15 protein-coding genes are annotated in these 14,844 nt (G+C 72.8%); 6 read left to right on the forward strand and 9 right to left on the reverse strand.

Going from position 1 to position 14,844, the window contains the following annotated elements:
• The first annotated feature begins 19 nt into the window (after positions 1-19).
• The 4 genes from AB0310_RS10605 to AB0310_RS10620 are packed head-to-tail and all read left to right on the forward strand — an operon-like array spanning position 20 to position 3,655.
• Complete coding sequence (locus tag AB0310_RS10605; protein ID WP_187662876.1) at positions 20-1,012, forward strand: ROK family protein; 993 nt, start codon at positions 20-22, stop codon at positions 1,010-1,012.
• Positions 1,009-1,953 (forward strand): 1-phosphofructokinase family hexose kinase, encoded by a 945-nt coding sequence (locus AB0310_RS10610; protein ID WP_268777545.1) that lies wholly within the window; start codon positions 1,009-1,011, stop codon positions 1,951-1,953. The genes AB0310_RS10605 and AB0310_RS10610 overlap by 4 nt, the downstream gene beginning before the upstream one ends.
• Entirely contained in the window at positions 1,950-2,882 is a 933-nt protein-coding gene (locus tag AB0310_RS10615) for a class II fructose-bisphosphate aldolase (protein ID WP_366237204.1), read from the forward strand. The genes AB0310_RS10610 and AB0310_RS10615 overlap by 4 nt, the downstream gene beginning before the upstream one ends.
• Positions 2,879-3,655: a DeoR/GlpR family DNA-binding transcription regulator gene (locus AB0310_RS10620; protein WP_366237205.1), complete on the forward strand. Its 777-nt coding sequence runs from the start codon at positions 2,879-2,881 to the stop codon at positions 3,653-3,655. The genes AB0310_RS10615 and AB0310_RS10620 overlap by 4 nt, the downstream gene beginning before the upstream one ends.
• A 256-nt stretch (positions 3,656-3,911) precedes the next feature.
• Here AB0310_RS10620 and AB0310_RS10625 read toward each other — a convergent pair whose 3' ends face one another.
• From AB0310_RS10625 to AB0310_RS10640, 4 genes are read right to left on the reverse strand one after another with little or no spacing between them, the layout of a single operon-like run.
• Positions 3,912-6,356, reverse strand: coding sequence for a CHAT domain-containing protein (locus AB0310_RS10625; RefSeq protein ID WP_366237206.1), 2,445 nt, complete (start codon positions 6,354-6,356; stop codon positions 3,912-3,914).
• Between the two features lie 48 nt (positions 6,357-6,404).
• Positions 6,405-7,976, reverse strand: coding sequence for a S8 family peptidase (locus AB0310_RS10630; RefSeq protein WP_259951725.1), 1,572 nt, complete (start codon positions 7,974-7,976; stop codon positions 6,405-6,407).
• A 50-nt stretch (positions 7,977-8,026) separates the two neighbouring features.
• Positions 8,027-8,482: a hypothetical protein gene (locus AB0310_RS10635; RefSeq protein ID WP_259951726.1), complete on the reverse strand. Its 456-nt coding sequence runs from the start codon at positions 8,480-8,482 to the stop codon at positions 8,027-8,029.
• A complete protein-coding gene (locus AB0310_RS10640; protein WP_232089144.1) occupies positions 8,479-9,102 on the reverse strand; it encodes an RNA polymerase sigma factor in 624 nt (207 codons plus the stop codon). The genes AB0310_RS10635 and AB0310_RS10640 overlap by 4 nt, the downstream gene beginning before the upstream one ends.
• A 119-nt stretch (positions 9,103-9,221) precedes the next feature.
• Between AB0310_RS10640 and AB0310_RS10645 the strand changes: the two genes are divergently transcribed.
• Positions 9,222-9,440, forward strand: a complete 219-nt coding sequence (locus AB0310_RS10645) for an SCO4848 family membrane protein (RefSeq protein ID WP_259951727.1) — start codon at positions 9,222-9,224, stop codon at positions 9,438-9,440.
• A gap of 15 nt (positions 9,441-9,455) precedes the next feature.
• On the opposite strand, the gene AB0310_RS10650 is transcribed toward AB0310_RS10645, so the two are convergent.
• A complete protein-coding gene (locus AB0310_RS10650; RefSeq protein ID WP_366237207.1) occupies positions 9,456-10,754 on the reverse strand; it encodes an MFS transporter in 1,299 nt (432 codons plus the stop codon).
• 70 nt (positions 10,755-10,824) lie between these two features.
• Here AB0310_RS10650 and AB0310_RS10655 point away from each other — a divergent pair, with 70 nt between their 5' ends.
• The gene (locus AB0310_RS10655) at positions 10,825-11,415 is read left to right on the forward strand and encodes an ArsR/SmtB family transcription factor (protein ID WP_187662885.1); all 591 of its coding nucleotides are present in this window, start codon (positions 10,825-10,827) and stop codon (positions 11,413-11,415) included.
• Between the two features lies 1 nt (position 11,416).
• Here AB0310_RS10655 and AB0310_RS10660 read toward each other — a convergent pair whose 3' ends face one another.
• The 4 genes from AB0310_RS10660 to AB0310_RS10675 form a co-directional block, all read right to left on the reverse strand.
• Positions 11,417-12,535, reverse strand: coding sequence for an FUSC family protein (locus AB0310_RS10660; RefSeq protein WP_268777538.1), 1,119 nt, complete (start codon positions 12,533-12,535; stop codon positions 11,417-11,419).
• Positions 12,536-12,708: 173 nt separating this feature from the next.
• Positions 12,709-13,395, reverse strand: a complete 687-nt coding sequence (locus AB0310_RS10665; protein WP_187662887.1) for a hypothetical protein — start codon at positions 13,393-13,395, stop codon at positions 12,709-12,711.
• Positions 13,395-14,312 carry an ABC transporter ATP-binding protein gene (locus AB0310_RS10670; protein ID WP_187662888.1) on the reverse strand — a complete coding sequence of 306 codons (918 nt, stop codon included), beginning with the start codon at positions 14,310-14,312 and terminating at the stop codon, positions 13,395-13,397. The genes AB0310_RS10665 and AB0310_RS10670 overlap by 1 nt, the downstream gene beginning before the upstream one ends.
• On the reverse strand, positions 14,309-14,698 hold the full coding sequence (locus tag AB0310_RS10675) for a GntR family transcriptional regulator (RefSeq protein WP_025104181.1): 390 nt from the start codon (positions 14,696-14,698) through the stop codon (positions 14,309-14,311). Before AB0310_RS10675 ends, AB0310_RS10670 begins: the two co-directional genes overlap by 4 nt.
• Positions 14,699-14,844 lie beyond the last annotated feature (146 nt).

Raw genomic sequence — 14,844 nt, forward strand, 5'->3', positions numbered from 1 at the left:
CGATCCCCGGAGCCGAGCGATGACCCCGAACGACGCCGCGGACGCGATCCCCGACGTCGCGAGGGACGAGGCCGGCGAGAAGCTCGCCGCGGTGCGCACGCTCGGCGCCGGGTCGCCCGTCCTGGCCTTCGACGTCGGAGGGACGGACATCAAGTCGGCGCTGTTCGATGCGGACGGGCGGGCGCTCGGTCTCCGCCGCACGCCCACCCCCACGGCCGACGGCGACCGCACCCCCGCGCTGCTCGACCGGCTGCAGGTGCTCGCCGCGCAGCTCCGCGATGAGCATCCCGACGTGACGCCGCGCGCCGCCGGGCTCGTGGTGCCGGGGATCGTCGACGCGGCCGCCGGGATCGGAGTGTTCGCGAGCAACATGGGCTGGCGGGACGCACCGCTGCGCGCGCTCGCCGCCGAGCGACTCGGCCTCCCCGTCGCGTTCGACCACGACGTGCGCGCCGCGAGTTGGGCCGAGCACGAGCTGGGCGGCGCGCGGGCCTACGACGACGCGGTGATCCTCGTGATCGGCACCGGCATCGCCGGGGCCCTGCTCGTCGGCGGCCACCCCTACACGGCCGGAGGCTACGCCGGCGAGATCGGGCACTCCCCGATCGCCGACGGACCGGTGTGCCCGTGCGGTGCCCGTGGCTGTCTGGAGGCCGTGGCCTCAGCGGGCGCCATCGCGCGCCGCTACCGGGAGGCCACGGGGACGACCCCGGACGGTGCCAAGGACGTCATCGCCCGCGCGGCCGCCGGGGACCGGGTCGCCGCCGACATCTGGGACTCGGCGCTGGACGCGCTCACCCTGTCGCTCGCGCAGCTGACCGCCGTGGTCGCCCCCGAGGCCGTGGTGATCGGCGGCGGACTGTCGCGGGCGGGCGGCGCGCTCTTCGACGAGCTGCGGACCCGCCTCGCGGCGCGTCTCAGCTTCCACCGCCTGCCCGCGCTCGTCCCCGCCGAGCTGTCCGGCAACGCGGGACTGATCGGCGCCGCCCTCCGCGCCAGGGAGCTCGCATGATCCTCACCGTCACCCCGAACCCGGCTCTGGACCTCACCTGGCGGGTCGATCGCCTCGTCGCAGGCGGGACACACCGCACGGACACCGGGGCGTCCCGCGCCGGCGGCAAGGGCCTCAACGTCGCTCGGGTCGCGCACGCCGAGGGGGCGTCCGTCCTCGCGCTGACCACGGCCGGCGGTCCGGTCGGCGCGGAGTTCGCCGCGGAGCTCACGGCCAGCGGCGTGCCCCATGTGCTCGTGCCCGTCGCGGCCGACACCCGTCGCAGCATCGCCCTCGTCGACGAGGCCGCGGGCGACACCACGATCGTCAACGAACGAGGGGTGAACCCCACCGATGCCGAGTGGGGCGGGCTCCTCGCGGAGATCGTCGACCGGCTTCCCGGCGCCGGGGTCCTCGTCGTCTCCGGGAGCCTCCCCCCGGGAGCGCCGGAATCGCTCGTGCCGATGCTCGTCGCGGTGGGCGCCGACGCCCGGGTCCCGGTGATCGTGGACACCTCGGGCCCGGCCCTCCTGCGCGCCGCCGACGCCGGAGCCACCGTGCTCAAGCCCAATGCCGCGGAGCTCGCCGAGGCCACCGGCATCGACGACCCCGTCGAGGGGGCCCGGTCGCTGCTGGCCCGGGGCGCCGAGCTCGTGCTCCTGTCGCTCGGGGCCGACGGCATGCTCGCGGTGACCGCGACCGATCTCCTGCACGCCCGACTCGACGAGCCGCTCTCCGGCAACCCGACCGGTGCGGGAGACGCCGCGGTCGCGGCCTGCGCCGTGCTCTCCGCGGAGGGCGAGCGTGATCCCGAGGTCATCCTCCGTCGCGCGACCGCGTGGTCGGCGGCCGCCGTGCTCATGCCGCTCGCCGGCGACATCTCTCCCCGCTGGCGCGCGCTCGAGGAGCAGCTCCGCGTGTCCCGCCCCGACCCCGCCTCCTTCCGGAAGGACCCTTCGTGACCCTCGTCTCCGCCCGGGAGCTCGTCTCCGCGGCTGCCACCGCCGGCACCGGCATCGGTGCCTTCAACGTCATCCACCTGGAGACCGCGGAGGGCCTCGTGCGGGCCTCCGCACTCGCACAGCTCCCCGTGATCCTGCAGATCTCGCAGAACTGCGCCGACTATCACGGCGGTCTGGAGCCGATCGCCGTCGCGACGCTCGCCGCGGCACGACGCGCGGAGACCCCGGTGGCAGTGCACCTCGACCACGCGGAGCGACCGGAGCTCGTCGACGAGGCGGTGGCCCTCGGCTTCGGCTCGGTCATGTTCGACGGCGGCGCGCTGCCCTACGACGAGAACGTGGCGGTGACCGCCGAGGTCGCCGCCAGGGCGCGCGCGGCAGGGGTCTACGTGGAGGGCGAGCTCGGCGAGGTGGGCGGGAAAGACGGCGCCCATGCCCCCGGCGTGCGCACCGATCCGGACGAGGCGCGGGCGTTCGTCGCCGCGACCGGGGTGGACGCGCTCGCCGTGGCCGTGGGGTCGTCGCACGCCATGACCGACCGCACCGCCTCCCTCGACCTCGACCTCATCGCCCGCCTGCGGGCGGCCCTCCGCGGTGCTGCCTCCGACGGGACCGACGTGCCTCTGGTGCTGCACGGCTCCTCCGGGGTTGCCGACGCCGTGATCGCCGACGCCGTGCGCGCCGGGATGACGAAGGTCAACGTCTCCACCCACCTCAACGGCTTCTTCACGCGCGCGGTCCGCGAGGTGCTCGCCGCCGACGAGCGTCTCGTCGACTCCCGCAAGTACCTCGCTCCCGCCCGCGCCGCCCTCGCGGACGAGGCCGCCCGGATGCTGCGACTGTTCGCCCTGCTGCCGTCGCAGAATCCCGCTCCGGTCGCAGAGGTTCCCGGCACAGCTGCGACCTCGACGCGGAACGACGACCGGTGAAGCGCGCGGCCCGACTGCACGCGATCCTCGACCTCCTCGCGGCGGACGGGGAGGTGACGGTGGAGGAGCTGGTGGAGCGGTTCGGAGCCTCTCCGGCCACCACCCGCCGCGACCTCGACTCCCTCGCCGAGCAGCGGCTGCTCACCCGCACGCACGGCGGAGCCGTTGCCCAGACCGTCGCCTACGAACTGCCCCTCCGCTACAAGAGCCATCTCCGCACGCACGAGAAGGAGAGCATCGCACAGACCGCGGCGGCGCTCGTCACCCCCGGTATGGTGGTCGGCCTCTCCGGCGGCACGACGACCACGGCCATCGCGGCCGCGCTCGCCGCCCGCGAGGACCTGGCAGCGGAGGGCGGGATCACGGTGGTCACGAACGCCGTGAACATCGCCGCTCAGCTCGCCACCCGGCCGGAGATCAAGGTGGTCGTCACGGGCGGTGTCATCCACTCGCGCACGTACGAGCTCGTGGGCCCGTTCGTCGAGCAGCTTCTCCGCGGGGTGCGGCTGGACCTCGCGTTCATCGGCGTGAACGGGATGGACGCGGCAGCCGGGGCGACCACGCAGGACGAGCGCGAGGCGGCGGTGAACCGGATGATGGCGGAGCGGGCGCGGCGGGCCGTCGTCGTGACCGACGGCAGCAAGCTCGGGGTCGAGGCGTTCTCCACGGTAGGCGGGTCGGAGCTCTTCGCCACCGTCATCACGGATCGAGGAGCCGACGGCGCCGCGGTCGATGCGCTGCGCGCCGCGGGGTACAGCGTCCTCCTCGCCTGAGGTGCTCCGGCCGCCCGCGGACACCCCGAGGGCCTCGGCGTCCCCAGATCGCCGAGGCCCTGCGGGAGCGTCGCGGCTGCATACCGTGACGCTCCCGAGCAGATGGTGTCCGTCTCGTCTTCCCGCTCCCTAGCGGCGTTTCCCCAGAACCGACGGCGCCTCCCTCGGGCCTCTCCCTTCGAGGCCTGTCGCTCGACACCTTCCGAAGAACAGGAGAGGGTGGGTGCGATTCTGATACCTCGGTCCGGCAAAAAAGTCAGAATCCGTTGCCGTGACACTGGAATGGGGCGGAAACCCCCGTCGTCAGCGCGGCGCTCGCCAGGGCGTCGGCGGGAGAAGCACCGGTCGAGAGGCCGTCGTGGACCGCGGTGAGGAGCTCGCAGGCGTCGTCGTCCGGCACCGTGACCGGGGCCGCGATGACCGAATCCGCGCCCGCGTGCAGCCAGACCCGCGTCATGCCCAGGGCCTCCTCTCCCCAGCGCACGGAGGAGCGCCCCAGCTCGCACGCCGAGAGGATCACGGTCCGCGGCACCCGGGGGATGAGGTCGACGTCGTAGCCGAAGAGCACCCCGTCGGCGAGCTCGAAGCCGGAGAACAGAGGATTGTCGACCGCATGGCGTCCGTGCGCGGCGATGTGGAGCACATCGACGGAACCGGCCAGTGCCGTGGCGGCGGTCACGGTCGCCTCGGTGCCCTGCAGCAGGCGGGTCGCCCCCCGCGTCGTCCATGAATCCGCCGCGCGCCGGACCTCTTCCGCCGCCCGCGGTACCCGTGGTCCCGCCGCGAAGCCCACGCTCGGGGTCGAGGCGGCGGCCGTCGTGCCGTGAAACCAGCGCGAGACCGAGGTCGCGAGGGTGAACGGCACGCCGTGCATGCCGGGGAGCATGGCCCACGGCACCCCGCCGAGGATTCCGGGAACGGTGACGACGAACCGCTCGGCGCCCGCGGCGGCCCGGCGCATCGGCCCGAGCAGCTCGTCGTCCAGGACTGCGAGGCGTGCCGTCAGAGCGCGCGCGGTCACCGGCCCCATCGCGCCGCCCCGCGTGAGCGCGGCCATGTCGAGGTCGGCGCGCAGGCCGTCGAGAGCGGTCCGTACCCGCGACCACGACAGGTCGACGACGGTCGCGCCGGCCGGCCGCACCACCACCCCGTGCAGGCCGGTGCCGGTGTAGACGTAGGCCAGCACCGCCGTATCGGACGGCAGGAGCGCGGAGGTCTCGGCGAGCGTCCGGCGCTCCCTCGTCGCTCCCGAGCCGGTGGCGGACCACTGCCGCTCCCGCACCCGGTCGCGGAGCGCGCGGACGGTGGGGTCGGTCGTCCAGTCCGCCCCCGCGAGGTCGGCGCGCAGCATCCGCAGTTCTGCGAGGTCGGCGGCGAGGGCGTCGTCGTGCGGGGGGCGGACGGGGGCGACCTGTTGGCTGAGGTGCCGGGCGCGCTCGGACCACTCGAAGAGCGTCGCAGGGTCGCGGCGGCGGACGGCGGCGGCGAGCCCGGTGAACACGAGGTCGCTGGCGTGCATGGCGACGGAGGCCTGCAGGTCGAGGGCGCCGAACGACCGCTGCCACGCCGACAGCAGGTCGAGCCCGGCGGCCGCGGCGCGCAGCGCCTCCCCGTCACGGCCGCGTCCGGCGGCGCGGGCCGCGCGGACCTCCTGCGCACGGAGCCGCAGCGGCGTCGGGGCCGAAGCGGGGACGCGGGGGAGGCGGCCGGTGCCGTCGCGGCGGGCGCTCAGCCGCAGGGCCGTGGCTTCGGTGCGGAAGCCGCTCCGGTCGAGCTCCTGCGCCACGCGTTCCCACGCGTCGGCATCGAGGGGGCGGTCGGGCCGGATCCGCTGCCGCGCCTCCAGCTGCACCGCGGCGGCTCTGGCCGCCCAGCCGCTGCTGCCGAGGGCGGTGAAGCGTCGGGCGGCGGTGCGGGCGGCGCGCTCGGCCGCCCGAGGGTCGTGCCGGACGAGCGAGCGGGCGAGGTGGAATTCGGCCTCACCACGGGCCTGCCGCATCCGCTGCGCACCGAACTGCACGGCCACGCGGCCGAGCAGCGCCTCCGCCTCGGTCGTCAGGCCCGCGTCGCGGAGCACCTCGGCGCGGTCGAGGTCGCTGATGGCGGTGGCCAGGGCGCTGGTGGCCGCGAACGTCGGCCGGGACGCGGCCATCAGGCGCAGCGCCGACACGAGGTCACCGCCGAGCAGCGCGGCATAGCCGAGGTTGTGCGTGGCCTCGGCGAGGGAGTCCCGTTCGTCGTGCGCCTCGTAGATCCCGATCGCACGTCGGAGGTCGGCCATGCAGGTGTCCAGCTGATGGCGTTGCATCCGCACCACCGACCGGTTCATCAGACAGTTCGCGAGGGCCGGCGTCTCGGCACCGGCAGCGGTGAGGGCGTCGATCGCGGCGGTCAGGCTCGCCTCGGCCTCCTCCATCCGTCCGCCGTGCATGAGGAGGGCGCCGAGCTGCCCGCCGAGGAGGGCGACCGTCTCGGCCTGCAGTCCGTCCCTGGCCAGGGCCTCCCGGCACAGCGCCTCCGCCGCCGCGGGCTCACCGGTCTGCGCGAGCACATACGCCGTCGTGCCGTCGATCCGCGCGCGGAGGTCGACGTCGTCCGTGCGGGCGGCGGCTTTCTCCAGCTCCCGCCGGGCACGGGTGAACTGCCGGGCGTTGGCCGCCTCGACGCCGCGTCGGTGCAGCGCGCTCGCGGACAGGGGCATCCGTCCAGGATGCCGTGCCGGGGTGGTCGTGCGGAAGGGCGCGAGGCGTCAGGACCTCTCGTGCGGCGTCGGCAGCGAGGTCAGGACGGCGGCGACGGCCTTCGCGGCGACGGCGGGCTTCACGCCCTGGGCGGGGACGGCGCCGAGCTGGGCGGCGACCCGTCCGGCGATGTACGGAGCCGCGAAGGAGGTGCCGCTCCACACCGCGAAGCCGCCTCGGTAGTCGTCCGGGTCGAGCGTCTCGCGCGGCAGCCCGTCGACGTCTGCGCGGGTCGCGGCCTGCGCGCCGCCGACGAAGGCCGGCGAGGTGCTGACCACCGCGGCGCCCGGGGCGTACACCTGCACCCACGGGCCGACGTTCGAGAACAGGGCCACGGAGTGCGCCGATGGGTTCAGGGCGCCGACGGAGACGTGCGGAGCCCCGTGGTCGGACCGCAGCCCGTTGTCGGCGCCGGGCCACGGCCACAGCGACGCGGGGAAGGAGGGGCGGTCGATCGCGTCGTTGCCGGCCGAGCAGACGACCACGCAGCCGAGTTCCCTGGCCTTCGCGAGCAGCTCGTACAGCGTCGTGCTGAAGAGCCCGTCGGTCGGGGTCTCGTGGTAGTAGCTGAGGGAGAGGTTCAGCACGTCGATCGGGAAGCCCGTCGTCGGATCCTCCCGATGCCGCCGGAGCAGCTCCACGACCTGCGCCACGGTCTCGAGGAGCGTGCTCTCGTCCACCACCCCGAGCGCGCCGGCGACACGGATCGACAGGATGTCGGCGTCCGGAGCGGCCTGACGCACGAGGCCCGCGATGAAGGTGCCGTGCCCGGCCACCGCGTCGATCTCGCCGTCGAGCTGCCCGTAGAGGTCGGGGTAGCGCTCCGGGTCGGCGTCGTCCGTGAAGCCCACGGGGACGCCGTCGAGCTCCACGTGCCGGGTGACGATGTCGGACGGCAGCCAGGCGTGCTCCCCGCACCCGGTGTCGAGGATCGCCACGACCGGCCGTCGTCCGCGCTTCGGAGCGGCGGCGCGGGCCGGGGCGGGACCGAGCCAGGTGACCGGCTGCCGCGCCCCGCGTCCGGGCTCCAGGTAGTCGTCGCTACCGCCTCCGCCGGGTGCCGCACCGCGGACGGGGTTCGTCCGGGTGAACGGGTTCGTCCGCGTGAACGGGTTCGTGCGGGTGAACGGGTTGAGCCCGACCGGATCGATCGAGAGCACGTGCTCGAGGCTGGTCCGCGGCATCGTCGAGCGCGACAGACGACGCGCGCGTTGCAGCACCCGCCAGGCATCGGGTGCCACAGGGGACTCGCCCCTGGTCGGCTCATCCGGCGTGGTCAAGCGCGCCCGCAGGAACCCCGCGACACCCGGCACGAGCTCGCCGTTCCCGATCTCCCGCTCCGGCGACTCCAGCTCCAGCCGCCAGCCGAAGGAGTCGGCGGCATCCCTCAGGGCGCGCAGCTCGCGGTCGTACGCCTCCTGCTCGTCGAGGGCACGCGTGATCAGCAGGCGCTCCGGCAGGTACGCGGTGGGGAACGCTCGGATCCCGTCCACCGGTTCGGTGCTGGGGTCGAGGGCGGTCCCGCGGCGGATCGATCCCTCCGCGCGGTCCTGCCAGGTCCATCCCTGGGGCTGCTCCATCGGTCATCCTCTCCGTGGGCATCGACGGCGACGGCGCCGGCGATGCGGGGTCACAACTCGAACTGCGGGGTCTCCAGGGTGCGGGTCTCGTCGCCGACCGTCGCGGTCAGGCGCACGCGGCTGAGCCCCGACGGCACCTCGTCGAACACGAATCGGCCGGTCTCCGCCGGGGTCGTGCGGCGCCCGCGCTCGCCCTGCAGCAACACGATCTCCGCAGCGGCGGTGTCCACCCAGCCGTCGATCCTTCGTCGTCCGGACGCGGTCGTCGTGACGTGGAGGAGGATGCTCGTGCTGCCGTCGCTGAACTGGAGGGTGAGGGCGTCGGTCTCGCCGCGGACCGTGCCGAGCTGGCCCTCCACGAGGGTGAGCAGCGCGTACTCGCGGTTGAGGCCATCCGCCGCGACCGCGGCGACCATCCGGTCGATCAGCCCGGCAGGGACCGGATCGACCTCTCCCCAGAGGCTGCGCAGGCGGGCGAAGAGCCGGGCGTCGTCCTCATCGCTCATGATCGTCCCTCCGTCCGACGGGCCGGGGCGTCGAGGAGGTCGCGGAGCTTCGCGAGGCAGCGGCTGCGGGTCGGCCCGATGCTGCCGACCGGCATGGACAGGTCGCGGGCGAGGCGCGCGTAGTCAGGGCGGTCCTCGAAGGCGATCACCCGGAGGAGACGCTGGCAGCGCTCGGCGAGGCGGCGGACCGCGGCCCAGAGCCGTCGGTTCTCGTCGTCCAGCGTGGCGTGCTCCTCGGCGGACGCCTGCTCCGGAAGGAGGGCGTCCAGGTCGTCGGATTCCGCGGTGTCGACGCGACCGTTCGCCTTGCCGACCTTCCAGGCCTCGCGGCGGGCGGTGGTCGTGAGCCACGCGGAGACGGCCCGCGGGTCGGCGATGGCACCGTGGCCGCGCACGAGCTGGAGCCAGGTCGTCTGCACGACGTCTTCCGCGAGGGTGCGTTCGAGGCCGTAGGCGCGCACGACGTGCCACAGCACCGGCGTCATCAGCCGCACCAGGTCGTCCATCGAGCGGCCGTCGCCATCGCGCCACGCATCGAACAGGTCCGCGGCACGTTCCCAGCGTGCGCGCCCGTCGTCGGATGCCGGATCGAAGGCGGCGCCGGGGGCACCGTCGATCATGAAGCCCATTGTGATCACACCTACCAGGAGCACGGCAAGGGCTCGGTGATACATGTCGCGGTCCAAGAATTCCGACGCCCGAATCCGTGGGGCGACGACACCCTCGATAGCGTGGAGGGGTGATCGCTCTCGTCGTCGTGCTGTTCCTCAATGCCGGCTTCAACGTGCTCGTCTGGCCGCGGTTCTACAAGCGGGTCGCGAACGATCCGCGCGCCAGGGACGAGAACGGCAAGGCCACCCCGTTCCTCCGCGTGCACGTCATCCTCATCGCGATCGCGCTGGTGCTCGCCGTAGCCTCCGCGGCGGCGGGGATCACCGTGCTGGCGGTCGCGCCCTAGCGCACTGTCTCCGCCTCAGTCCGCCTCGTACTGGGCGGCGTGCGCGGCCCACCGAGACTCGACGGGGAGGCTGCGGAGGGCGCGATTCCCGATCGCGAGGGCGGCGGCCAGCACGCAGAGGGCTGCGCAGATCAGGATGGTGCCCTGGCGTCCCGCCCACGCGAGGCCGAAGCCGGCGATGAGGGGGGCGAGCGGCATGGCTCCCATCGCAAGCACGCCGATGGCGCTGTTCGCGCGCCCCAGCAGTCGGGAGGGCGTGGCCACCATGAAGTAGCCCATCATCCCCGCGTTCAGGGCGGGGAGGAGGAGCACGGAGGCACCGAGGACGACCGCGACGGCCCACGGCGCGGACACGAACGACAGCACCACGGCGCAGAGGGCGACGACCGTGAGGCCGCCGATCATCAGCACCCCCGCCGGGATCCGGGGCACGAGGAACGGGGCGACGACCGCGCCGATGAGCATCACGGCGCCGATCGCCGCGCTGACCGTGCCGATGAGCAGTTCGGAGTGCCCCGCCTGCTGCAGGGCGTAGACGACGGTGGTGATCGCGGCGTTGAAGCCGAGGTTGATGATCGTCATGATGAGCATGACGCCGCCGAGGTCGGGGCGGGACAGCAGCCAGCCGAATCCCTCCCGGAACTCCCGCCAGGCGTTCGGGCGGGTGGTGGGCGCGTCGAGGTCCGCGTCCTCCTCGGCACCGGTGTCGGCGATGCCCGCTCGCCTGGTCTGACGGCCGAGCAACCCGGCGGTCACGGCCGCGACGAGGTGGCAGGCGGTCATGACGACGCCGACCAGCCAGCCGCCCACGCCGAGCAACAGCCCGCCCAGCGGCCCTCCTGCGAGCTGGAGGGCGGCGTCGCGCCCCTGGTTCGCGGCCTGCGCCCGCCCCATCGCGTCATCCGGGACGATCTCCTTCAATGCGCTCTCGCCGGCGACGTCGAAGAGGCCGCTGCGAGCGGCGAGCAGCACGTCGATCACGAGGAGGGTCGCGAAGGTGAGGGAGCCGCCGAGGGCGAGGAGCGTGAAAGCCCCGGCCATCACGATCCCCAGGATCGAGCCGACGAGCATGAGCACGATGCGCCGGTGCCGGTCCGCCAGGATGCCGCCGACCAGCGTGAGCAGCAGGCGGGCCACCATGCCCGCACCTGCGATGACGCCGGCCTGCGCGGGGTCGTTCGTGATGATCAGCGCGAGCAGCGGCACGGCGAATCCGAACAGGGCAGACGCCAGGCCTTTGCTCGTGTCGCTGATGAGCCAGGTGAGGTAACGCGTGTTCCGCGACAGGCGGTGGGGGGTGGGCGTCATCGTCATGGCTCGACGATAGTTGCGCAAGACTAATTGCGCAACTATTCGTGCGGAATTGCGTGACTAGGATCGGGGAATGGCCGACGACGCGGAAACGACCTCCCGGGAGGACGCCGCCTTCATGACGTCGGCCATGCTCAAGGCCTACTCGCACCCGTTGCGCCGACAGATCCTCCGCCTGATCGCCCGGCGGGGATTCCTGCGCGCGGCGGACATCGCGGGCGAGCTCGATGTGCCCGCCAACAGCGCCAGCTTCCACCTGCGAGTGCTCGCCGAGGCGGGGCTCATCGAGGAGGCGCCGGAGCAGGCCAGAGACCGCCGCGACCGCGTGTGGACGGGCCGCAAAGGGGCCCTCAACGTCGGCGGTCCGGAGAACCCCGTGCCCGACGAGGCGCTCGGCGGGGCCGTCGTGGCGGCGCTCGCCGAAGACCACCAGGACCTCGTGCGGCGGGTGATGGCCTGGACGCCGGAGTACGTTTCCGGCCGCACGGCCGAGGTGCACGCGTCATTCGTGCAGCGCACCATCCGCCTCACGGAGGCCGAGTTCGACGACGTGATGCACAACATCAACGACGTGCTCTCCGCCGCCGACGCCGCGCACGACGACACCGACCCGACCGGCCGTTACTGGCAGATGGACATCGTCGTCGCCGACGACACCATCTGAGTCACTCGTCGTCGTCGTCGGGGCGCTCGCCGCTGAGGATGAGGATGCGGCGGAGGTGCATCGCCGTCAGCACGCCCGGTCCCATCGAACTGCGGACGTCGAACGTGCGGTCGTCGACGCGCTCCAGCAGGAGCCGGATCGCCCGCGCCGCCTCGCCGCGACGGCGGTGCGCCGCGCTCGAGGCGGGGTCGTCCTCGGCGATGACGTCGGCGACGGCGTGGCAGGCCGCGGACAACGGCTCGGGCAGCGCGGGGTCGAGGGGCATGCCGGCGGGGCGCTCCCAGATCGTGTCGGCCGTCGCGTCGGCGATGTCGCGGATGAGGTGCGCGATCCGGTCCAGGGTGGAGAGCTGCTCGTGGATGTGGGCGGTTCCCGCGTGCCGACGGCGCGCTCGGGGGTTGTAGCGCACGCTCTCGTCGGCTTCGGCCAGGGCCGCACGGAGGTCGGCAGTGGTCTCGGCGAGCGCGGCGGCGTCGTCCGCCCACTGCGCGGTCTCCGGCGGCCAGGATTCGGAGACCGCGGAGCCGATGTCGTGCAGGTGTCCCGCGAGCTGTCGTCGGAACTGCTCCACCCGCGCCTCCGCCGATCCGATGAGCGGTGCGGGTGCGAAGAGAAGGTTCACCACCAGGCCGATCACGACTCCGACCCCCATCTGGGCCAGGTAGCCGACGGAGTAGTCGTCCGCGTTCTGACCGCCGATGATGAGCACGAACAGCGCCGCCATCGGGACGTACTCCTTCCCGACGCCGAACCAGCCGGTGCCGGAGACGAGGACGCCGAGGCCGACGACGAGGGGGATCGTCCACCACGTCGGTCCGACGGTGAGCACGATCACCGCGGCCAGACCGATACCGGTGGCCAGGCCGAACAGGGTCTGCAGGCTCGACCGCATGGACCCCATGAGCGTCGGATACATGCTCACGAGCGCGCCGAGGGGTGCGTAGTACGGATACTCGTCGGTGACTCCCGGCATGTGCGGCGCGATGGTCCACGCGAGCCCGACGGCGAGCGCCGTCTTGACGACGAGGAGCAGGCGGGCGGGGCGGACCGCCTCGCGAATGGTGCGGGCGAGGTACGAGCGGCGCTCGCGGACGCGCAGGCGCGAAAGGTCAGGCGTCACGTCATCCTCTCCTCGCGGCGGTCGGGTGGTCCTCTCTGGCGAGGATAGGGCCGAGGGCCGCCTGCGGCCACCGGGTTGCCCCGGCTCGGGCCGCTGGGTAGAGGCGGTAGGACGCGGATGCCGCGACCGCGCGGGGTGCGCAGTCGCGGCATCAGCGGATTCGGATCCTCACGTCAGGGCGTGGCCCGACGGAACGCGAGGAACGAGATGACGCTGAGGACGGCCACGACCACGAGCCCCCAGAGCGCGAGGCCCACGGCGCCGAGGTCGAGGATGCCGAGCCACACGTCGCCCCACAGCTCGAGCCGTGTCACCAGGTACACGACCCCCACGAGGAGGAGCGCCAGGGCGACGCCGACGATGGTGAGGACCATCGGACCCCAGCTCTTGTAGATGGTCGCGCCGGTGAACCCGACCACGAAGAAGAACAGGGCGAGGGTGAAGTAGACGACGAAGGCGCCGAGCGGGCCGGCCTCCCACAGCCACGGCAGGTGGAACACCCAGCCGTTCACGCCGTAGCCGTTGGTGGCGAGCTCGATCGCACCGCCCAGGAGGAACAGCACCCCGAGCAGTGCGCTCCCGAGGATCGCGGTCAGCAGCGTCCCGATGAAGAACTCGCGCCGGGTGACGCTCATGGCCTGCGAGAACGGGAAGGTCAGCGTCATGGCCGACAGGCCGATCGCGAAGAAGTACCACAGCGGCGCCTGGCCGCCTCCGCCGTACTTGGGGGCATCGCCCGGGATCATCGCGTAGATGAGGACCGAGATCACGACGGCGGAGCCGAGGATGATCAGCGGGACCCAGACGAAGGTCTGCCGGTTGATGAGCTGCAGCCGGATGACGTTGAGTGTGCGTCGCATCAGCGGACTCCTTCCGTGGTGGCATCGGCTCTCGTGGCGCCGCGGCTCTCGGCCTTCTGGGTGAGGCGGACGATGAGCTGCTGCAGCGAGACGGGGGCGAGGTCGAGACCCGCGGCCCGCACATCGGCGCGGTCGTCGGCGGTGAGGGTGCCGAGCACGGTGACCGAGGCGACGCGGCCGAGCTCATCCCGGTGCAGCACCTCGCGGCCGGCGGTCCAGGCGTCGACCTTGGCGGCGTCGCCGACGACGGTCACGGCGCGGTCGCGGACGGCATCGGTGTCCTCGTTCAGGAGGATCTGGCCGTTGTCGATCACGATGACCTTCTCGATGAGGTTCGCGACCTCGTCGATCAGGTGCGAGGAGAGGATGATCGTGCGCGGGTGCTCCGCGTAGTCCTCCACGAGCCGGTCGTAGAAGATCTGCCGGGCGACGGCGTCGAGCCCCAGGTAGGGCTCGTCGAAGAACGTGATCTCGGCGCGGGAGGCCAGGCCGATGATGACGCCGACCGCGGAGAGCTGCCCGCGGGAGAGCTTCTTGATGGTCTGCTTCATCGGCAGCTGGAACTCCGCGATGAGCTCGTCCGCGAGGTCCTGGTCCCAGTGCGGGAAGAACAGGCGCGCGGCGGCGAACGCGTGCCGCGGGGTCGCGTCGTCCGGGTACTTCTGGCTCTCCCGGACGAAGCAGATCCGGCCGAGCACGTGGGCGTTCTCGTACGGGTGCTCGCCGAACACCTTCACAGTGCCGGAGGACTCGAAGTTCTGCGCCGTGAGGATCGACATGAGTGTCGTCTTCCCGGCACCGTTGCGGCCGAGGAGCCCGTAGATCGAGCCTCCCTCGAGCGAGAGCGACACGTTGTCGAGCGCCCTCTTCTCCTTGTAGCGCTTGGTGAGGTTCTGCACCTCGATGACGGCGGTCATGCGGGGTTCTTCCCTTCTGGGGTGGGGGCGGATGCGGCGCGCTGCCGGAGCAGGTCCGCGAGGTCTTCCGCGCCGAGACCCAGCGTGCGGGCCTCCGCGAGGAGCGGGTCGATGTAGCGGTCGGCGAAGGCCGCGCGGCGCTCGCCGAGGAGCAGTTCCCTGGCGCCTTCCGAGACGAACATGCCGATGCCTCGGCGCTTGTGGAGCACTCCCTTGTCGGTGAGCATGGCGACTCCCTTCGCAGCGGTGGCGGGGTTGATGCGGTAGAACGCGGCGAGCTCGTTCGTCGAAGGGGCCTGCGCCTCCTCGGCCAGCGAGCCGTCGAGGATGGAGTCCTCGATCTGCTCGGCGATCTGGAGGAAGAGCGGCTTGCCTTCTTCGATCACGAGTCCTCCGTGGTTGCTGGGTTACTTACTTGACTAAGTAACCATGGGACCCGGTTCCGTGTCAACCCTCTCCTTCGCGGGCAGGCACAGCTTCGGAGATCTCGGTCGACACGCCGCCTGACGGGCGGTCCGGGCGGCGTGCCGGC

The organism is Microbacterium meiriae, assembly GCF_040702565.1.
GTDB classification, from domain to species: Bacteria; Actinomycetota; Actinomycetes; order Actinomycetales; family Microbacteriaceae; genus Microbacterium; species Microbacterium meiriae.